Annotated in this window: 18 protein-coding genes; 7 read left to right on the forward strand and 11 right to left on the reverse strand. The window is 34.4% G+C overall.

The window, feature by feature from the left end; all coding sequences use genetic code 11:
* Positions 1-2 precede the first annotated feature (2 nt).
* The 3 genes from RM538_RS05865 to trhO form a co-directional block, all read right to left on the reverse strand.
* A complete protein-coding gene (locus RM538_RS05865; protein ID WP_311332471.1) occupies positions 3-488 on the reverse strand; it encodes a gliding motility lipoprotein GldH in 486 nt (161 codons plus the stop codon).
* Positions 481-1,665 (reverse strand): PSP1 domain-containing protein, encoded by a 1,185-nt coding sequence (locus tag RM538_RS05870; protein ID WP_311332472.1) that lies wholly within the window; start codon positions 1,663-1,665, stop codon positions 481-483. Before RM538_RS05870 ends, RM538_RS05865 begins: the two co-directional genes overlap by 8 nt.
* A 131-nt stretch (positions 1,666-1,796) precedes the next feature.
* On the reverse strand, positions 1,797-2,828 hold the full coding sequence (gene trhO, locus RM538_RS05875) for an oxygen-dependent tRNA uridine(34) hydroxylase TrhO (protein WP_311332473.1): 1,032 nt from the start codon (positions 2,826-2,828) through the stop codon (positions 1,797-1,799).
* A gap of 170 nt (positions 2,829-2,998) precedes the next feature.
* Here trhO and recA point away from each other — a divergent pair, with 170 nt between their 5' ends.
* From recA to RM538_RS05890, 3 genes are all read left to right on the forward strand, one after another.
* On the forward strand, positions 2,999-4,006 hold the full coding sequence (gene recA / locus RM538_RS05880; protein WP_311332474.1) for a recombinase RecA: 1,008 nt from the start codon (positions 2,999-3,001) through the stop codon (positions 4,004-4,006).
* A gap of 121 nt (positions 4,007-4,127) precedes the next feature.
* Positions 4,128-4,661, forward strand: coding sequence for an RNA polymerase sigma factor (locus RM538_RS05885; protein WP_311332475.1), 534 nt, complete (start codon positions 4,128-4,130; stop codon positions 4,659-4,661).
* 65 nt (positions 4,662-4,726) lie between these two features.
* Positions 4,727-6,265: an outer membrane beta-barrel protein gene (locus RM538_RS05890; RefSeq protein WP_311332476.1), complete on the forward strand. Its 1,539-nt coding sequence runs from the start codon at positions 4,727-4,729 to the stop codon at positions 6,263-6,265.
* 88 nt (positions 6,266-6,353) lie between these two features.
* On the opposite strand, the gene RM538_RS05895 is transcribed toward RM538_RS05890, so the two are convergent.
* Positions 6,354-7,103 (reverse strand): lysophospholipid acyltransferase family protein, encoded by a 750-nt coding sequence (locus RM538_RS05895; RefSeq protein WP_311332477.1) that lies wholly within the window; start codon positions 7,101-7,103, stop codon positions 6,354-6,356.
* Positions 7,104-7,242: 139 nt separating this feature from the next.
* Between RM538_RS05895 and trpS the strand changes: the two genes are divergently transcribed.
* A complete protein-coding gene (trpS, locus tag RM538_RS05900) occupies positions 7,243-8,211 on the forward strand; it encodes a tryptophan--tRNA ligase (protein WP_311332478.1) in 969 nt (322 codons plus the stop codon).
* Here the strand turns inward: trpS and dprA are convergent.
* The gene (gene dprA / locus RM538_RS05905) at positions 8,208-9,314 is read right to left on the reverse strand and encodes a DNA-processing protein DprA (RefSeq protein ID WP_311332479.1); all 1,107 of its coding nucleotides are present in this window, start codon (positions 9,312-9,314) and stop codon (positions 8,208-8,210) included. The two genes, trpS and dprA, sit on opposite strands and share 4 nt — an antisense overlap.
* Positions 9,315-9,421: 107 nt before the next feature.
* Between dprA and RM538_RS05910 the strand changes: the two genes are divergently transcribed.
* The 3 genes from RM538_RS05910 (at position 9,422) to RM538_RS05920 (ending at position 14,673) form a co-directional block, all read left to right on the forward strand.
* Positions 9,422-10,360, forward strand: a complete 939-nt coding sequence (locus RM538_RS05910; protein WP_311332480.1) for an HU domain-containing protein — start codon at positions 9,422-9,424, stop codon at positions 10,358-10,360.
* A 68-nt stretch (positions 10,361-10,428) separates the two neighbouring features.
* Positions 10,429-10,938 carry an acyl-CoA thioesterase gene (locus RM538_RS05915; RefSeq protein WP_311332481.1) on the forward strand — a complete coding sequence of 170 codons (510 nt, stop codon included), beginning with the start codon at positions 10,429-10,431 and terminating at the stop codon, positions 10,936-10,938.
* Positions 10,939-11,070: 132 nt separating this feature from the next.
* Entirely contained in the window at positions 11,071-14,673 is a 3,603-nt protein-coding gene (locus tag RM538_RS05920) for a S8 family serine peptidase (RefSeq protein WP_311332482.1), read from the forward strand.
* Between the two features lie 56 nt (positions 14,674-14,729).
* On the opposite strand, the gene RM538_RS05925 is transcribed toward RM538_RS05920, so the two are convergent.
* From RM538_RS05925 to RM538_RS05950, 6 genes are read right to left on the reverse strand one after another with little or no spacing between them, the layout of a single operon-like run.
* Positions 14,730-15,965, reverse strand: a complete 1,236-nt coding sequence (locus RM538_RS05925) for a murein hydrolase activator EnvC family protein (protein ID WP_311332483.1) — start codon at positions 15,963-15,965, stop codon at positions 14,730-14,732.
* Between the two features lies 1 nt (position 15,966).
* Positions 15,967-16,734, reverse strand: a complete 768-nt coding sequence (gene lolB1 / locus RM538_RS05930) for a lipoprotein insertase outer membrane protein LolB1 (protein ID WP_311332484.1) — start codon at positions 16,732-16,734, stop codon at positions 15,967-15,969.
* Complete coding sequence (locus tag RM538_RS05935) at positions 16,735-18,108, reverse strand: tetratricopeptide repeat protein (protein WP_311332485.1); 1,374 nt, start codon at positions 18,106-18,108, stop codon at positions 16,735-16,737.
* Positions 18,109-18,154: 46 nt separating this feature from the next.
* Positions 18,155-19,171, reverse strand: coding sequence for a sugar nucleotidyltransferase (locus tag RM538_RS05940; protein WP_311332486.1), 1,017 nt, complete (start codon positions 19,169-19,171; stop codon positions 18,155-18,157).
* 47 nt (positions 19,172-19,218) lie between these two features.
* Positions 19,219-19,656 (reverse strand): dUTP diphosphatase, encoded by a 438-nt coding sequence (dut, locus tag RM538_RS05945; RefSeq protein WP_311332487.1) that lies wholly within the window; start codon positions 19,654-19,656, stop codon positions 19,219-19,221.
* Between the two features lie 31 nt (positions 19,657-19,687).
* Positions 19,688-21,148 carry a lipopolysaccharide biosynthesis protein gene (locus tag RM538_RS05950; RefSeq protein WP_311332488.1) on the reverse strand — a complete coding sequence of 487 codons (1,461 nt, stop codon included), beginning with the start codon at positions 21,146-21,148 and terminating at the stop codon, positions 19,688-19,690.
* Positions 21,149-21,172 lie beyond the last annotated feature (24 nt).

A 21,172-nucleotide genomic window follows, 5' to 3' on the forward strand; every position in this document is an offset into this window, starting at 1 on the left:
TATTATTCTTTTGTAATTGCTTCAATACTGTAACCTACGTCTGTAATTCCTTCTAATTTGCTAACGCCATCAACTTCTCCGTTATTGCGTACGGCATGGTCTATATATAAGGTGTAAGTCCCACTTTCACTAAAGTTTAACTTTTCTTTGTACCATAGCTTATTTTCTTTCACACTTCCAATACCTGTGCCTAACCAACTTCCATCTGGATTTGCCATTCTATATTCTAACGTATCTGTAATTACTTTTCCATTAGGATGTTCTAAAGCTGTAATTAAAAACAAATTGTTGTATTTATAATCATTGGTATTTCTAATGTTAATAAACACATTATAAGGTGATAAAGTATCTACGTTTTTAATTTTGAAAGCAATTTGCTCTTTTTTATCCCAAACACCTGGAAGACTCCAAGATTCACTCTCTATCGTGGGGGAACTGCAAGATAAAAGCCCCAAGAAAACACTTAAAGATATGAGGGTTTTATGCATTCTTTTTTTGGTTTCTATTTCGGTTGCGTGTGTTATTAGAATTCTTTCTTTTTTTGTTTCTTCGTTTTCCTTTGGAGCGTTTGGGCTGATCAAATCTTGTTAGGCTATCTTGCCCCACTACATTACTAAAAAGCTCTTTTTCTGAAGGAGTTACAACATCTTCAATATATTCTTCAATACTTGCTACCTTTTTCCCTTTTTTATTAAGTGCAATAATTTCATTGACTTTTTCTGCCTTTAATTGATGCCAATTCATTCCTTCTTTAACATAAGAGTACCAAAGAAGTCCTTTAAAAATGTCTATTTTTTGACAAACAGCTACACCTTTTTCGGTTTGTAATTTTACATCTGTCTTTGGGAAATCTTTTAATGCTTCTAGATAGGTATCTAATTCATAATTAAGACAACATTTTAACTTTCCGCATTGTCCAGCTAGCTTTTGAGGGTTTAGCGATAATTGCTGATACCGCGCTGCAGAGGTACTTACTGATCTAAAATCTGTTAACCAAGTAGAGCAGCATAGTTCTCTTCCACAGGAGCCAATACCTCCTAATCGTGCAGCTTCTTGACGAAACCCTACTTGTTTCATCTCGATACGAGTATTAAAGGTTCTCGCAAATTCTTTAATTAATTCTCTAAAGTCAACGCGTTCTTCGGCTGTATAGTAAAAAATTGCTTTTGAAGCATCTCCTTGAAACTCTATATCACTAATCTTCATTTTAAGCCCTAGTCTAATGGCGATTTCACGAGAGCGTTTTTGTACATCTGCTTCTCTATCTCGAGCTTTTTGCCAGATATCAATATCTTTTTGAGTGGCTTTACGATAAATTTTAGGAAGGGTATTTGTGTCTGGTGTAACTTTCTTTTTCTTCATTTGTACACGCACCAATTCTCCTGTAAGGGTAACTATCCCAATATCATGACCTGGTGAAGCTTCTGTAGCAACTGTATCACTTATACTTAAAGATAGTTCTTCAGGTACTTTAAAAAAGTCTTTTCTTCCATTTTTGAAACGGACCTCAACCCCATCAAAGGGTTTCATATCTCCAGGAAGTGACATGTTTGAAAGCCAATCAAAAACAGTTAATTTATTACAACCATCAGAACCACAAGTACCATTGTTCTTGCATCCCTTTGGCTGTCCATCTGCGCCTGTAGCACAACTCGTACAGCCCATAGTATTATATATATTGCTCTTTTACAAGAGTCGAAGATTAAACGTAATTTCTAAGAGTAAAGATACTTATTTAGATTTTAGATTGTAAGTTTTCGAATTAAGATTTTATTTTAATGAGTCTTATTGAAAAATTACTTTTTAAATTTTAATTTCTCTGAACGTCCTTTCTTAAAAATTTTATTACTGTTCGGGATTCCTTTACGTAATGCCTTTTGTTCTTCATATGGCAATTTTATGATTTCTTGACACTCCGTAGAACAGCAATTATCCATTGCTTTTGCACACTCTTCACATTGGATAAACAGTAAGTGACATGCTTCGTTTTCACAATTAACATGTGTGTCACAAGGCTTTCCACATTGGTGGCAATTAGCAATAACATCCTCACTAATTCGCTCTCCTCTACGATGATCAAAAACAAAGTTTTTGCCAATAAACTTATTCTCAAGTCCTTTTTGTTGTACCTGCCTTGTGTATTCTATAATACCACCTTCTAGCTGAAATACATTTTTAAATCCTTTATGCTTGTAATATGCACTTGCTTTTTCACAGCGAATTCCTCCTGTACAATACATGACCAACTTTTTATCTTCTTTGTGATCTTTGAGATTTTCTTCAATAATATCTAACGAATCGCGAAAGGTATCAACATCTGGAGTAACCGCATTTTTAAAATGACCTATTTCACTCTCATAATGATTACGCATATCTACAAGTACTGTATCAGGATCCTCAATAAGTTCATTGAATTTTTGCGCATCTACATGAACTCCTTTGTTTCTAACATCAAAAGTTTCGTCATTTAAGCCATCTGCAACTATTTTATGTCGCACTTTTACTTTTAGTTTCAAAAAAGACTTTAAATCATGTTCAATGGCAATATTTAAGCGTACATTTTCTAGAAAATAAATCCCATCTATAAACGATTTGAAAGCTTCAAAATTTCGAGCAGGCACCGAAAGTTGTGCATTTATACCCTCGTGAGCTACATAAATTCTGCCTAGAACGTCTAATTCGTCCCAAGCTATAAACAGGTGATTTCTAAATAATTGTGGATTGCCAATTTTGGCATACTGATAAAAAGAGAGAGTAAGACGGTCTTCGCCAGCTTGCTCCAATAAAGCAGCTCTCTCTTTTGCACTTAAGGTGTTGTACAGTTGCATGCTATACTTCGTTTTTAGTGAAAAGGGTGAATTAATTAAAGTGCAAAAGTAAATTAATTTTACTGTTAACAAAAATTCCAATTACAAGTAGTATCATATTGTGCTTCAAGCAAAGAAATACTACCTTAGCACTTCCGAAGTATCGGGAGAAATTAATAATACAGGAACGCATGAGCAACGAAAAAGACGCAAAATTAAAAGCATTAAAATTAACACTTGACAAACTAGACAAAACCTATGGTAAAGGTACTGTAATGAAGATGGGAGATGCTGCTATTGTAGAAGTAGATGTTATTCCTACCGGCTCTTTAGGGCTAGATGTAGCCTTAGGTGTAGGTGGTTATCCTAGGGGTAGAGTGATTGAAATTTATGGCCCTGAATCTTCTGGTAAAACAACATTAACACTCCACGCAATTGCAGAGGCTCAAAAAAAAGGAGGAATTGCTGCATTTATAGATGCAGAGCATGCCTTTGATAGATACTATGCCGAAAAACTAGGCATAGATGTAGAAAACCTTATTATCTCGCAACCTGATAATGGTGAGCAAGCATTAGAAATTGCAGATAATCTAATTCGTAGTGGTGCTATAGATATTATAGTAATAGACTCTGTTGCTGCCTTAACTCCTAAAAGTGAAATTGAAGGAGAAATGGGGGATAGTAAAATGGGACTTCACGCACGGTTAATGTCACAAGCATTGCGTAAACTTACGGGGTCTATAAGCAAGACAAATTGTACCGTAATATTTATTAATCAGTTACGTGAAAAAATAGGGGTTATGTTTGGTAACCCAGAAACTACAACTGGTGGTAATGCTTTAAAGTTTTATGCTTCTGTACGCTTAGACATAAGGCGTTCTACTCAAATTAAAGACACCAATAGCGAAGTACAAGGAAATAAAACCCGTGTTAAAGTAGTTAAGAATAAGGTAGCACCGCCTTTCAAAACAGCAGAATTTGACATCATGTATGGGGAAGGGGTCTCTAAAGTAGGTGAAATTATTGATTTAGGGGTTGCTTTTGAAATTGTTAAGAAAAGTGGTTCTTGGTTTAGTTATGACGACACTAAGCTTGGACAAGGTAGGGAAGCTGTTAAAACACTACTGCTTGACAACCCAGAATTGATGGAAGAACTTGAAACAAAAATTAAAGACGCCATAGCCACTATAAACGCTTAAGTTTTATTTTTTTCAGTACTACGCAACCATCTTTAGGCAATCGCATCTATTGGGTGTAGAATCCTCAATTAAATGCTTATTGCTTAAAGTATTACAAGAAATTAATTAGGAAACTACACGATTGACTTTAGACGAGCTCATCATACAATGTAAGAAGCAAGATGCTAAGGCGCAAGGAGAATTATATAAGCGATACTCAAACATATTGTTCTCTATATGCCTACGGTATTCGCCTAATTATGTAGAAGCAGAAGACAGTTTACAAGATGCGTTCATTACTATTTTTAATAAAATAGAGCAGTTTAAAGACAAAGGTTCATTTGAAGGTTGGATAAAAAGAATTACGGTAAATACTGTACTTCAAAAATATAGAAAGCAACGTGTTTTTGATATTGAAAACGAAGAGCAAATTGCAGATGAAGCCGAAGTTGAGATAGACGATATAAATATTCCGTTGGATTATTTATTGAAAATTGTCCAAGAATTACCTGATAGATACAGACTGGTTTTTTCTATGTATGTACTTGACGGATACCAACACAAAGAGATTGGAACTATGTTAGGAATTAGTGACGGAACGTCTAAATCTAACCTAGCTAGAGCCAGAGGAATATTAAAAACAAAAGTAGAAGCCTATAAAGAGGCAAATAAATAAGATTCCCGTTTTTAGGGAAGTTAGAAAATATAATAATGAGATTCCTGCTTTCGCAGGAACTAAAGATGAAAAACAAAAAGAACATAGACGAACTTTTTAAGGAAAAGCTCTCAAGTTTTGAGGCAACTCCTTCTGCTGATGTTTGGAACAATATCCAAGCAAAGATGAAAGCAGAAAAAGAAGATCGTAAAGTTATTCCGCTTTGGTGGAAAGTTGCTGGTGTAGCAGCACTTCTCGCTTTGCTTTTTACTATAGGTTCTCGTGTTTTTGACGACAGTAAGACTACTGAAATTGTTACTGAAAACACAAAAGAAAAAACCAATACAAAGAATTCTAATAATACCATTACTTCCTCAGAAAATACGGTAATAGCCTCTGAAGATGAAAATAAAACTGAAACTTTAGAAAAAACAACTAACGCTTCAGATAATAACACTAAGGCTAATTCAAATAATGATGTTTTCAACAAAACATCTACATCTAACGATGCTATTGCCGTTGAGGAAATAAAAAAGAGGAACACTATTAAGGGTACAGAAAAAACTTCCGTAGAAAAGAAGCCACGTTTTAAGGATAATACTATTGAAAGTGTAAAAGAAACTGTAGTAGCCACTTCCACTTCTGAAAAACTTTCAGAAAAAGAAAAGGAAAAGGAAGAAAAAAATATTTCAAAAACTAGTAACGACAAATTAAATACAATAGACACCAACAAAACAGTAGATACTGAAAAGGTTGCCGTGGCCATTGAAGAAACATCTTCAGAAAAAGAAACTAATGATGTTTCTAATAAAACTGAAGCTTCCAAAAATAAAAAGTCTATTTACGATGCTATTGAAGAGAGCAAAACCGAAGAAGCAGTTGCAAAAGTAGATAGAACACCAGACAATAGATGGGATGTAACCCCTAATTTTGCGCCTGTTTACTATAATAGTCTTGGAGAAGGTTCTTCAATAGACCCTTCCTTTGCAGATAACGCTCAAAGTGGTGATGTTAATTTTAGTTACGGAGTACAAGTAAGCTACAATATTACAGATAGGTTAAGTGTTCGCTCTGGAGTGAGTAATGTAGATCTAAGCTATGCAACAGGCGGAATTGAATTGGGCACAGGCCCAGTCTCACAAGCATTAAGATCTGTTGATTATGGTGGGCGCCAAGTAGTGCTTACCGCTTTTGATAATGGCACCTTAATGGACGTAAGTTCTGGTGACCCTTTTGGAGGTATTACTCCAAAATCAACTTCTGGTGATGTTGAATTAGTACAAAATATATCCTATTACGAAGTCCCTCTAGAATTAAAGTATGCCGTGCTTAATAAAAAGTTTGGTGTTAATCTAATTGGTGGTCTTAGCACCCTCTTTTTAGGAAATAATGACATTACAGCACAAGCCGCAAATTTCTCTGAAACCCTAGGCGAGGCAAATAATTTGTCGTCGGTTAGTTTTTCAACTAATGTAGGTATTGGCTTTGATTACAAAATAAGTAGAAAGTTTAAGTTTAATATTGAGCCTATGTTCAAATACCAGCTAAATCCTTACACAGATTCGTCTGTTAGTTTTAGGCCTTATTATTTAGGGGTTTATACGGGAGTTAGCTTTAAGTTCTAGGTAGTTTTTTAGTTTGTTAGTATAAAATAAATTATGCTAATATTTGATTACAGAAAAACCGTTCTTCGCCATAGGACGGTTTCTTTTTTTATAGTGATGGGTTCTTTAATTCTTCAAGAATAATATCCCGTGTATCCATTTTTAATTTGCGTTTATCTTCCAATTCTAAAATTTTGGTAGGTATTACAGGATGAACTTTCACGCGCATTTTGCCAGGACTTGCTTTTATAGAAGAAAACTCATACGATAATCTGTTTCTATTATCATGAAAAGTCATGGGAGCAATCGGTATTTTATGTTCTATCGCTAATCTAAATGCTCCGTCCTTAAAATCGTCTAGAAGTATATTGTTTGCTTCATCTGGAACACCGCCTTCTGGGAAAATACAAACACTATAGCCCATATTTAGTTTACTTTGTGCACTTTCAAAAACAGCGCGTCTGCTCTTTGGGCTATTTCTATCAACCAAGATACAGGTTCGTTTATAGAAAAATCCGAAAACAGGAATTTTAGCTAATTCTGCTTTTCCAACAAAAACAAAAGGGTTTTTGGTAACATGGAGCATAAGCATAATGTCTGTCATAGAAGTATGATTTGAAACAAAAAGGTAGCTTTTACTTTTCTCAAATACTGTATCACGTTGTATTATGGGGAAATACCCCATTCCAAATAAAATGATACGTGCCCAAACTCTAGCAAGCCAAAAAAAAGCTGGGTACCAAGTTTGTTTCAAAATAGTGATAAAAAGTAACGGAAAAAGTATAATGATAGGTAGTGTGACCAAAATATAGAACCATATTCGGTATAAAAACACTACTATCTTTTTTAAAAGTATCATTATCCTGCCAAAAATAGTAAATACACTTCTGCTACTCTCATAAAAAAACTAACTTTGCTCAAAATACTGTTTAATCCTTGTATTCTTTTGCTTATATATAGAATACATTACAAAAATCTCCTCTTTTAGAAGAAGTACTATGTCAAGAATACTAACTGGGATACAATCTACTGGAACACCACATTTAGGAAACGTATTAGGAGCTATTGTTCCTGCCATAGAAATGGCAAACAACCCTAGCAACGACTCTTTTTTGTTTATTGCAGATATGCACTCTCTCACGCAAATAAAAGATGCTGAAGTTTTAAAAAACAATACCTACAGTACTGCTGCCACTTGGTTGGCTTTTGGTCTAGACATAGAAAAAACAGTATTCTACAGGCAAAGCGACATTCCTCAAGTTACTGAGTTAAGCTGGTATTTAAGTTGTTTTTTTCCATACCAAAGGTTAACTCTTGCTCATTCTTTTAAAGACAAGGCAGATAGGCTAGAAGACGTAAATGCTGGTTTATTTACATACCCTATGTTAATGGCTGCAGATATTTTACTGTATGATGCAGAGTTTGTTCCTGTTGGTAAAGACCAATTGCAACATATTGAAATGACTAGAGATGTTGCTTCTAGATTTCATACAAAAGTTGGAGAAACATTTGTACTTCCAGAAGCAAGAATTGATGAAAACACCAAGCTTATTCCAGGGACTGATGGTGCAAAAATGAGTAAATCAAAAAACAACATTATTAATATTTTTCTGTCAGACAAAAAATTAAGGAAACAAGTAATGAGTATTGCCACAGACAGTACTCCATTAGAGGACCCAAAAGACCCCGATACATGTAATGTGTTTTCTATATACAGACTATTAGCCTCTAAAGAACAGGTACTTAAAATGAGGGCTAACTATGAAGGCGGTGGCTATGGTTATGGTCATGCTAAACAGGCACTTTATGAGCTAATTCTGGATGTATTTAAATCTCAACGAGAAAAATATAACTACTATATTGAAAACCTTGACGAGGTTGAAAAAATACTACAAATTGGAGCAGAAAAAGCAACAGCTGTAGCTAATGATGTATTAAAAAGGGTACGTGAAAAAGTAGGGTATTAAACTAACTCAAAAAGCTTTCCTGGCAAAGGTCTCACCAAGCCTTTAAGCTCCATAGTAAGTAAAATACTGGCCATTGAAAAAGAAGGAATATTACAAGCTAATGCAATTGTGTCCAACAAGCTTTTACCTTCTTCTTTTAGAAAACTATACACTTTTTTTTCCTCAGCGGTAAGTTCTACAAAAAGTTGTTTTTGTACTACTTGTGGTTGTTTCTCTTCAAGTTCCCATCCTAGTTGATATATAACATCTGCGGCACTAGTGATTAATTGGGCTTGTTGGGTTTTAATTAGATTATTACAGCCTTGACTTTGTAAATCTGTTGCCTTCCCTGGAAAAGCAAAAACATCTCTATTGTAAGAGTTTGCAATGTCTGCAGTCACTAGACTTCCTCCTTTTTCTGCAGACTCAATAACTATAGTTGCTTCACTCATTCCAGCAATAATTCTATTTCGTTTAAGAAAATTATTTCTATTAAAAGCATCACTACTCCAAAACTCTGTAAAAAAACCACCGTTTTCTTCAACTTTGCTACAATACTTTTTATGAGTTTTGGGGTAGATTTGATTTAACCCATGAGCCAGACAAGCGATTGTTTGTAATCCACAATCCATCGCTATCTTGTGTGCAGTAATATCTACTCCATAAGCAAAGCCAGATACTATAACAGGATTTAAAGGCGATAAGCTTTCAATTAATTTTTCACAAACAGTAATTCCGTGTGTTGTTACTTTTCTAGTACCAACTATGCTTATTATCTTTTTATTTTTAATATCTATATTCCCTCTTTTAAATAATAAAATTGGGCCATCCAAGCAATGCGTCAGGTTTTTAGGATAGAATTCATCTTTGTAATAAGTGTATTCAACCTCTTCATCATTAATAAATTTAATTTCTTCTTCTGCGTCGTCAAGTATGCTTTTATTATGTAAGTCTTTCAACTTAAAAGCCCCAATACCGTCAATTTTTAATAAACTGTTCTTTTTTTCAGAAAAAATCTCCTTGGCACTACCTACATGATGCAACAATTTTTTTGCAGAGGTATCTCCCAGATTTGGAACTCGTTGTAAAGCCAAAACATAAAAAAGTTCTTCTTGTGTAAGCATTAATTATAAAATAAAAGGGAGTCTTTAAAAGTACAAAAAAAGTAGTTGTTAATAACTTCTTAATGCTTTGATTGATGTGTTACCAAAAAAAATTTATGTTTGTTTAAGTGCAATTAGCTAGCTACATAAACGATTTATTATACCGCTATGAGTGTGTCATTATTCCAGGTTTTGGGGCTTTTTTAACCCATTATAAATCTGCAGCTATTGATGATGAAAATAACACCTTTTACCCTCCAAGCAAAGTAGTTTCTTTTAATAAACAACTACAAACCAATGATGGTTTACTTGCTAATCACGTTTCAAGTTCTGAGCAATGTAGTTATGAAGTAGCTCTACAGCGCATTAGAAATTTTGCAGGTTCTTTGTCGTTACAATTATACAATGGAGAGGAAGTTGTGCTAGATAAGATTGGTACTTTTTCTTTAAACGAAGAGAAGAATATTCAATTTCAACCTTTAGCATTTCAAAATTACAACACTAGTTCTTTTGGGCTTACTAATTTTGTGACAACTCCAATACAAAGAGAAGCTTATAAAGAAGCTTCAGAAAAATTAGAAGAAAAGACACCACTACTTTTTACTCCTGAAAAAAGAAGTGCTTCTCCTTATCTTAAGTATGCTGCTATTGGATTAATTGCTATTGCTGTTTCAGGTCTTGCTGGTTTCTCTATTTATAAAAAAGGAGTTGAAAATCATAATTTTGCTGAAAAACAAAAAGCAAATAGCCTACTGGAAAATGAAATCCAAGAGGCAACCTTTGTTATTGAAAACCCACTTCCAGCAATTACTGTAGCTATACCTAAACCAGTTGGAAAATACCATATTATTGCAGGTGCTTTTAGGTTTGAAGAAAACGCTTCAAAAAAAATATCGCAACTAAACCAAAAAGGGTTCAAAGCCCGATCAATTGGAAAAAACAAATATGGTTTACACCAAGTAGTTTACAAGAGTTTTGAAAACCGCCTAGAGGCAATAAGAAGTTTACAACAAATAAAAAGCACAGTAAATAAAGATGCTTGGTTGCTAGTACAGGAATTAAAATAAGCCTCATTTATATCTTATTCGTTTAGTTACCCACAAGATTACTCATTACCTTTGCAAAAAAATAAAAAATGAGTCCTCGAACCCCTAAAGAAACAAGAACCGTAATTACAGATCTAGTACTGCCAAGTGAAACAAACCCTATTGGAAATATGTTTGGTGGTGAATTATTAGCAAGAATGGATAGAGCTGCCAGTATTTCTGCAAGGAGACATAGTCGTAGAATTGTAGTTACTGCATCTGTAAATCATGTAGCCTTTAACAAGATGATTCCTCTAGGTAGTGTGGTAACTGTAGAGGCTCATGTTTCTAGAGCATTTAAAAGTTCTATGGAGGTATATATGGATGTGTGGATTGAGGATAGGGAAAGTGGATTACGCAGTAAAGCTAATGAAGCAATTTATACTTTTGTAGCTGTAGACGAAATGGGAAGCCCTGTTCCAGTTCCTCCGCTTAAACCAGAAACAGATCTTGAAAAAGAACGCTTTGATGCTGCCCTAAGAAGGAAACAACTAAGTCTTGTTCTGGCAGGTAAAATGGAACCCAAACAAGCTACAGAATTAAAGGCTCTTTTTGAGTAAAACCTATTAATTCCTAGTTATTTACTGGGATTTTTGAAATGTTAAAATTTTAGGTTTTTAAGCTTTTTCATCAATTTTTATTAACTCAAATAGATATATTTGATGCTCTTCAATAAAAATTTAAAGAAAAAGATGAAAAAAACTACATTACTTAAAAAAGCAATCTTATTGAATTTGGTTTTTGTGTTATGTGCTGCATTTAGTTATGCACAAAATAATTACACCATACAATTTCAAGATGAAAGTTACACGCTTCCAGAAAATATTGACTCTTTTCAATGGAGTAGTCTTCCAGAAGATTCAAGGCTTCAAGAGGGGTATTATGGGTGGATTCAATTTTACGAGACACCAACACAAAATATTCAAAATAGCTTTAAGGCAAACAACCTGCAGTTATTAGAATACATCCCTCATAAAACCTATTTGTTTTATTTTCCTTCAACTACTTCTGTAGAATTCTTAAGAAACAATGGGGTTCGTTCTATAGTTCCTGTTCCTTCAACTAGTAAACTTTCAGAAGATTTAAAAAATGGAAATACACCTCAACACGCATTACGAGGTGATAATTTTATTGTAACCTTAGAATATCATGCAACTGTTTCTTCAGAATTTGTAATTAATGATTTAGCTACTAAGCAAATATCTTTACAGCAGCAGTACAAAGGAGCTAACATTGTAGATTTAATAATCCCGAATAATTGTTTAGAGGTGCTAGCCTCTTTACCATACGTAAAGTGGGTAGAGTATATTGTTGCTCCAGATGTTCCAGATGATACAAGAGGTAGAAGTTTACATAGAGCTAATGGACTTGATACGCAAACTAATGCTGGCCGTAATTATACAGGAAATGGCATTGGAGTGATGGTTAGAGATGACGGAATTGTTGGGCCACATATTGATTTTCAAGGGAGAATAGATAACTCTGCTACAAATGACACAACTGGATCACATGGAGATGGTGTAGGTGGAATTATGGCAGGTGCTGGAAACTTAGACCCAACAAATAGAGGTATGGCAGCAGGATCAAGTATATATGTTGTTAATTATGCTCCAAATTTTTTAGATTCTGCAACTCAAAATTTAATAAACAACGGCGACGTACAAATTACTAACTCTTCTTATAGTAATGGTTGTAATGCTGGATATACTTCAATTACAAGAACTGTTGACCAGCAAACTAGAAATAACTCGAGTTTGTTACATGTTTTTTCTGCTGGAAATTCAAATAATAATGATTGTGGATACGGAGCAGGAACACAGTGGGGAAACATTACTGGAGGACATAAACAAGGTAAAAATGTGATTGCAACAGCTAACACTTTTTTTGATGGAACACTTGCTAGTTCAAGTAGCCGAGGTCCTGCACATGATGGAAGAATAAAACCAGACATTTCAGCTAATGGGGCTAACCATATTTCTACAGACCCTAATAATGGCTACAGCCCATTTGGTGGAACTTCTGGAGCAGCTCCCGGAATTGCAGGTATTGCAGCACAATTGTATGAAGCTTATGGCGACATTAATAGTGGTGCATTCCCGCCTTCAGGCTTAATTAAAGCAGCACTATTAAACACAGCTAATGATGCAGGAAATGTTGGGCCAGATTATAGATTTGGCTGGGGGATTGTAAATGGGTTAAGAGCTGGTAAATTAATTGAAGATGAGAGACATTTGTTTGACAACATAACACAAGGATCTAGTAATACACACACTATTAGCGTGCCGGCAGGAACTGCACAAGTGCGTTTTATGGTGTATTGGACAGATCCAGAAGCTGCTAATGGTGCTAATCCTGCATTGGTAAACGACCTAGACATGGTGGTAACAGATCCTTCTAGCACAGACTATTTACCTTATATTCTAGACCCAACTCCAAATCCAGCTACCTTAAACTTACCAGCTACTAATGGTGCAGACCACCTCAACAATGTTGAGCAGGTAGTAATTAATAGCCCAGCTGCTGGAAATTACGATATTGAAATATCAGGTTTTAATGTTCCTGTTGGACCACAAGAATACTTTGTATTGTATGAAATTATTGAAGACAACTTAACGCTTACTTATCCTAATGCTGGTGAGAGCTTTGTGCCAGGTGAAACAGAAAGTATTCATTGGGATTCTTACAATACAGGAGCTGGATTTGTTTTAGAATACTCAACAGATAATGGTGGTTCTTGGAATTCAATCACAACTGTGGGAAGTACAGTTACAAATTATGGCTGGTTAGTTCCTTCAGACATAACAGGAGAAGCGCTTGTTAGAATTACTAGTGGCTCTTTTCAGGATGAAAGTGATGAGAACTTTTCTATTGTAGATCAAGTTGATAATTTAGAGTTTTCGCAAGTTTGCCCTAATGAAATTACCTTTGCTTGGGATGCCCTAGCAGGCGCAGAAGAGTACGATGTGTATTTACTAGGAGCAATGTATATGGAAGTTGCTGGAACAGCTACAACCAATACTATTACAGTTCCTATTGCAAGTTCTACAGATATACAATGGGCTGCTATTGTAGCAAAGAATAATACTGAAGGGTGGACTAGTAGAAGAACTGTTGCCATTAATCACCCAGGAGGTCTTTTAAATTGTGCTTTAGCAAATGACATAGCTTTAGATCAAATTAATAATACTGCTGCCGACTTTGCAACTGTATGTAGTGGAACTAATGACGTAGTAATAAGTGTAACAATTCAAAATACTGGAATAGACCCGCAATCTAACTTTAGTGTCTCTTACCAAATAGATAGTGAGCCTGTAGTTACTGAAACGTTTACTAATACAATTAATTCTGGGCAGCAAGAAGTGTTCGACTTTTCTACGCCTGCTACAATAGGTAGTTCTGGTGAATATACCTTAACTGTAAGTGTTGATTTAACTGGTGATCAAAACCCAAATAATGATCAAGATGTACTTGACTTCTTTGCTGTAACTGAAGCTACTGCCTTAGATTTTACAGAGCCGTTTGATGTTAATGGAGTTCCTCCTAATGGTTGGACTATAGAAAATGTTGATAATGGTACTACTTGGATAGAGCAGGCAGGTATTACTGGTAGTGATGGAAATAGTACTACTACAGCCTATATTAATAATTTTAATTATAATGCTCCAGGTCAAGAAGATGTAATAACTACAGAAATTTTTGACTTAACTAATGCCTCTGATGTTGTTGCTAGTTTTGACTTAGCGAAAGCACAATTTTCAAGTAGCTTATTTGATGGTCTAAGAGTTGAAGCCTCTGGAGATTGTGGTGCTACTTATACAACTGTATATGAGAAAGAAAATTTAGACTTGTCAACAACGGGAGGATATGTATCAAGTATTTGGGCTCCGTCTTCTGCATCAGATTGGAGAAACGAACAAATAGACCTAGGCGATTTTGAAGGTGGTGTTGTTACATTACGTTTTATAAATGTAAATGGATATGGAAACTCTACTTTTATTGATAACATAAATCTAGAAGCAGGGGTTCTTGGAGTAAATGATATTAATGTAAATGATATTGTTATGTATCCAAATCCAGCAAATGATGAAGTATTTATTAAAACAAGTACTGTGTTAAGTGATGTCACTATTACTTTAACAAACAGTCTTGGACAGAGAGTACAAACTATTACTGAAAATGCTTTTGACGGCTCTAACCAAGCAAGAATAAATACAAGTAATTATGCTAGTGGATTGTATTTTGTGACTATTAAGTCAGGGAACACTATTGTAACTAAGAAGTTACTTATTAGATAATAAGTACTAATCTAATATTAAAAAGGCGCTACTTTAAAATAGCGCCTTTTATATTTTTACATTTTATAAACCCAATCCTCTGGGTTCATTTCGGTTGTGTTCTTAAAAACTAAGAACTTAATTATAGCTTTTCCTGTTGTAGGGTGTGTAAATGCTTTTCCAATTTTTTGTTTCGCTGAAACTTTATCTCCACTTTTTACATTTACAGAAGACAGATTATTGTAAATAGTTATATAGTCTCCATGTCTAATGTAAACAGCCTTATTTGCTCCTTTAAGTTGTTGTATTTTAAATACCTCACCTTTAAATACAGCTCTAACATCTGCATTTGCTTCTGTAGCTATGTCTACTCCGTGTGTTTGTGTTGTTACATTAGGAAACTGGGGGTGCCTTCTTTTTCCATGTCTATTTACAACAACTCCCTTTTCTACTGGCCAAATAAGTTTTCCTCTGTTACTTTTAAAGTTGGTTGCAATAATTTTTGCTTCTGGAGTTAAATTAAATGCTACAGCACTACTTTTAGTCTTTACAGCTGTCGTCGTTTTTCCAGCACTATTTTTATTGGCTTCAGCAATAGCAGCTCTAATTAATGCGTCAATTTCTTTACGTAAGGCATTTGCTTCTCTTTGCTTTTTATTTATTTGAGAAACATACGAATTCTCATCTTTTTTAAGTGAAGCTATTAATTCTTCTTGGTTTTTTTGTTCCTTTTCAAGTTGTTTACGAGCAAGTCTATTTTCATCTATAAGCTTTTCTTTTTGCTTTTTTTGAGCCAGTAAATCTGTGTTTAGAACTTGTAGCAAATTTGTTTTTTCTTTAATACTTTCCCCTTGCGATTTTCTGTGCTTTGTATACTGTTTCATGTACTGCAAGCGCTTGTAGGCCTGCAAAAAATTTTCTGAAGAAAATAAAAACATCACTCTACTTTGTTGCGATTTGCTCTTATATGATTTTTTTATCATTGCAGCATAGTCTTCCTTTAAGGTTGCAAGCTCATCTCTTAAGTTGTCTATCTTAGTAAGGTTATTGTTTATTTCACGAGTGAGTAAATTAGCTTGTTGATTGGTAACTCTAATTAAGTTTTCTCTAGCTTTAATTTGTTGCTCAAGATCCTCTACTTCAGTTAAGACTGATTTTTTTTGACCTCTCGTCTTAATTAAAAAAGATTGAATGTTTTTTATGTCATTTAATATAGATTGCCTTTTTTCTTCGAGCTCCTTTTGTTTTTCAGATTGGGAAAAAAGAGGGGCCGAAATAAAAAAGCAAATACATATAATTAGTAGCCTGTTCATACTATAAATCAATTTTGGTATATCCGTCTGGTATAGTAAACGGAAAACTTATAGAAACATTGAGGTCAATTTTTTTATAATTAAGTTCTATTTTACTTTCACCTTCTTTTTGTGTAGCGTTAATCATAATTTCTGAAGGGTAGTAACCCCCTTCAATTTCATCATACCCATTATATTTTACAGACAATACTCTATTATCTTCTGGTTGTGAAATAGTCTGCGAATACACTTTAAAATTGGTGGGTTCTAAAAACAATGAATGAATAAAGTTTTGAGGTTGTACTTTGGGCTGAATTCTATATTTATTAGTTACAACTGCAGAAGTATACTTTGACGGGTTGATTGAAAAAATAGTTTGACCAAGCAAAATAGCCTGTGCTTTTTCAAAATCTATTTCTGTGCCTAAAAAAGAACTTAATAACTCAAAGTCACCATCAAAATAGGAGTTTCCAACTGTCTCATAATAACTCACACGCTCAGGTGTGATTAATACTTTTGCTAAAGTAATTCCCAGAATAGATGCTTTAATCCATATTTTTTTATCTTTTTCCATACGGATACTCGCTGTAATACTTTGAAGCTTATTGTCATCTTCATAAACAACCTGAACCCTTCCTGCTAGTGTTTTAAAGTCTGGTAAGGCAGCATTATGAGATGTCATCACATTCTTAACGGTAGCAGAAGCATCTGCCGTTGTGCTAGCCACTTGTTTAGTTCCTTTGCAAGAAACTAATAGTGCTAGTAATAATACACTTGCAAAACATTTCATTTAATTGGCGAGGTTTATAGCAGTAGCTTTTTTATCAAAATCGGCTGCTTTTTTGGTGTCTCCTTTTTGTTGATATGCATCCCTTAATTGGATATAAAAATCCTTTTCCATTTTAGGGTTGTCTATAACAAAATCAACTCCAAGTTCTAAACTCTCTAGGGCAGCATCAGGTTTTTGGAGACCATTATTTGCAACACCATTTAAAAGGTATAAGAGAGGCTGCGCAGGAAAAATTTCTAAGCTTTTTGAACTAAGTGTTTCTGCTTCACTAAACTTATTAAAGTCTATTTGAAGTAATAAAGTATTTTTTAACAAACTAAAGTTATCAGTATCTATTACGATTCCTTTTTCATAGAATTTTAAAGCTTCTTCTTTTCTTTCTTTTTCAACGTAATAATCCCCTAGCTTTTCGTAAACAAGCCCACTATTTTCCTCAAAAAACTGAGATACAGTTTTCTCTAACCTATCTTCATATTGTGGATTGGTGTTTACAAACTGAATAAAATCTCCCAGCACTCTATATTTACTTTTAAGATCAATATCATCTGTTTCAAAAACAATATCCATAGATTGTAGGGCTTCTTTTGTTTTTCCTTCGTCTAAATAAAACTTATACAAGGCAAGGTGTACTAATTTTGATTTAGGGTATTGTTTTAAAAGCTCTTGAGCGGTCTCAAATGCTTTTTCAGGATTGTCTTGTTCGCTGTACAAAAAGATAAGATTTAAATAATCTTTTTCTTTCTTTTTACTCCCATCAATACGTTCTTCTAGCTTTTCAATCTCTCCAGTACTGTTTCCTGTTGTTCTGTAAATCTGAGTACGTAGGGCGTTCCTATAATCACTCTCACCCCAAGACTCATCTAACTCGTCCAGAACCTCAAGTGCTTTATCATATTGTTTTGTTCTAGAATATAAGTTTGCTAAGTCTTCCTTATAGTCCTCATCAAAAACAATAAGCTCTTTAACTAATGTAATAGCAGAGTTATAATCTTGTTCCTGATAGTACAAGTCGTAAAGCACTTCCATTACATCTAGTTTTTGCCCCTCAATATCTAGAACTCTTCTTAGGTAGGCTTCACCATCTCTATACCTTCTTACTGAAATTAAGTTTTTACCAATCTCAAAGAAGACAGGTGCTTCTAGTTTAGGGTCTTTTTTAGCAGCTTTCTCTGCTTTTTTTAGTGCTTCCAAAGCTAGCTCATGGTTTTCTATACCACGTTGTTTTAGCGCTTCAAAAAAGTTTTCTTGATAAGCATCACTTACATTTCCTAAATCATCTGTAGGGGTTTCACTTAACTCCTGGGCATTAGTATGCTTCGGAAAAAGAAATATTCCAAGTAGAATTAGTAATAAGTATTTGTATGTGTTTTTCAAGTTTATTTTATAATTTTTATAAGACTCCTGTTTTCTCTGAAGTAAACTATTTTAACTGACTGTAATCTCCAATGCTTACGTTGGTAAAATTTCCATCAAAATGGGCATGATTACCAATCATTGCGTTATCTAAACTAGCATTTTTAATCACAGTTTGCTTCTGTATTATAGTATTTTTAACGTTACTATCCTCAATTATTGTGCCTTCTCCAATACTTGCATAAGGGCCAATAGTGCTATTTTTTAATTGTACATCATCGCCAATAAAGCAGGGCGGGATAATAGTACTATTTTGAGAAGTACTTTTTTCTGAAACTAAAGCTTCTCCTGCTTCGTCTAGAAAACCTAGCATTCTTCTATTGGTTTCTACTGTAACTTCTTTGTTGCCGCAGTCCATCCATTCATCTACCGTTCCAGTTTTAAATATTTTCCCATTAGCCATCATACGTTTAATCCCATCATTAATTTGGTATTCCCCTCCATTAATAATGTTATTGTCTAACACATATTGTAGCTCCTGTTTTAAAACACCAACATCTTTAAAGTAATAAATCCCTATAACTGCTTGGTCACTTACAAAAGTTTCTGGTTTTTCTACTAGTTCTATAATCTCCTCCTTATCATTTAAGTTCACCACTCCATATGCTTCTGGGTTCTCCACTTTTTTGGTCCAAATTACACTATCTGCTTCCTTATCCAAATCAAAATTAGCTCTTATAAGGGTGTCTGCGTATGCAATTACTGCTGGTCCTGATAACGATGGCTCAGCACACATAATAGCATGCCCTGTTCCTTTAGGGTCTAATTGTCTATAGATACTAGCCTTTGCACCTAGTTCTTTTGCTAGTGCTTTTAGGCTTATAACTACATCCTCTCCAAAAAAAGCTGGGTCTCCTAAAATAAAAGCGATTTCTTCTATTTCTTGGTTTAAAACTCCAGCGATATCACTTACTAAACGGTGTACAATAGGTTTTCCTGCAACCGGAATTAAGGGTTTTGGAACAGTTAAACTATGTGGGCGAAGGCGACTACCACGACCTGCCATTGGGACTATTATCTTCATATTTTGGATTGTAGGTTGATGATTTTAAACGTTTTGAATTACACTTTTTATTTAACCCCTGTACTACCAAACCCACCAGCACCTCTGTCTGTTTCACTTAAGGCAGTTACTTCTTCCCAAACGGCTCTTTCGTGTTTTGCAATAACTAGTTGTGCAATACGCTCTCCGTTTTGAATGGTGAAATCTTCATTAGAAAGGTTTACCAAAATAACCCCTATCTCTCCTCTATAATCTGCATCTATTGTACCAGGTGCATTAAGAACGGTAATTCCTTTTTTGGCCGCAAGACCACTTCTAGGTCGCACTTGTGCTTCATATCCTATGGGTAACTCAATAAAAAGACCTGTTTTTACAATGGCTCGCTCAAGTGGTCTTAAGGTAGATGGTTCGTCCACATTGGCTCTTATGTCCATTCCTGCAGAAGCCATCGTTTCATAACTAGGTAATGGATGTGCTGATTTATTAATGATTTTTATTCCTGTCATCTTCTTGTTTCAAAAGCATTATTAATTGTACTTATCTTTTTAAAATTGACCTAATTTCTCTCTTTTCAGAAAAAAACAATACACACAAAAATACCAATAATAATAGTGTTCCAACTAGTAAATTACCATCAAATCCGTAAAATGAAATTGCCGAAAAACTAATGGCTAATACCAAATATATTCCAATGCGTTTTATATCATAAGGGACTGCGTATCGCTTTCGACCTAAAATATAAGATAGCACCATCATACTTCCATAAGCTGCTAAAGTTGCAATTGCAGAGCCAACATAACTTATTATTGGTATTAAAATAAAGTTGAGCACTAGCGTCACAATCGCACCAATAATTGAAATATAAGCACCAAATCTTGTTCTATCTGTAACTTTATACCAAACCGAAAGGTTATGATATATCCCTAAACATAAATTTGCCAATAAAATAATAGGGACAATAGTGAGTGCCTCCCAATAGGTAGCATCGGGTATTAAAATACGTTTAAAAACATCAAGGTATACAATTACAAAAAGCAAAATAAAACTACCAAGAATACTAAAATATTTTGTAATTGTTGCATAGGTCTGTTTTGCGTTTTCATTTTTAGAATGATTAAAAAAGAACGGCTCAATCCCAAGTCTAAAAGCAGTTGCAAATAACGTCATAAAGACTCCTAATTTATAGCAAGCAGCATATATCCCTACCTCAGATTCTGCTATATCTGAAGGCAATAGGTATTTTAGTAATATCTTGTCAAAGGCTTCATTAATAGAAAAAGCAATTCCTGCTACTAAAACAGGAAGCGCATATTTAAGCATTTGTTTCCATAGATGCTTCTGAAAACCAAATCCAATTTTAATATATAAGGGCAATAAAATAAGTAATGTAATTGCACTTGCTATAAGGTTTGCAATAAAAACATAGGCTACTTTATTATCTTCCATATAAATACTACTGAAAAAAGTATTTGTTTTTTCTGAAGCTAAATCCGGTAATAGTAAAAAGAAAAATAGGTTGAGGCCTAAATTGACAACCACATTAAATATCTTAATAATGGCATATCGCATAGGTCGTTCATTTACTCTAAACCAAGCAAATGGGATAACAACTAAAGCATCTAAGGCTAAAATTAATAACCCATAGGTTACATATTCGGTTTCAAAATCTAACCACTGTGATAATGGAACTCGAACAGTAAGCGCAATACCTAAAAAGAGAAGTGTGGATAGTGTAATTGATGTAAGCGCAGTAGCTTGAACTTGTTTTTTTTGAGCAGTTTTTTTTGTGATAAACCTAAAAAAAGCGGTTTCCATCCCGTAGGATAGCACCACATTTCCTAATATTAAAAAAGCCATTAGAGAGGCATATACGCCATATTGTGATGTCCCTAGCACAGAAACATATAATGGCACTAAAACTATGGCCAACGCCCTAGGAAGAACCGTGGCGAGTCCATAAATAAATGTTTGCTGAAATAATTTTTTAAATACGCCCAAAGATCACATTTAGACTGTAAAAGT

It is taken from the genome of Patiriisocius hiemis (genome assembly GCF_031846325.1).
Classification (GTDB): Bacteria; Bacteroidota; Bacteroidia; order Flavobacteriales; family Flavobacteriaceae; genus Patiriisocius_A; species Patiriisocius_A hiemis.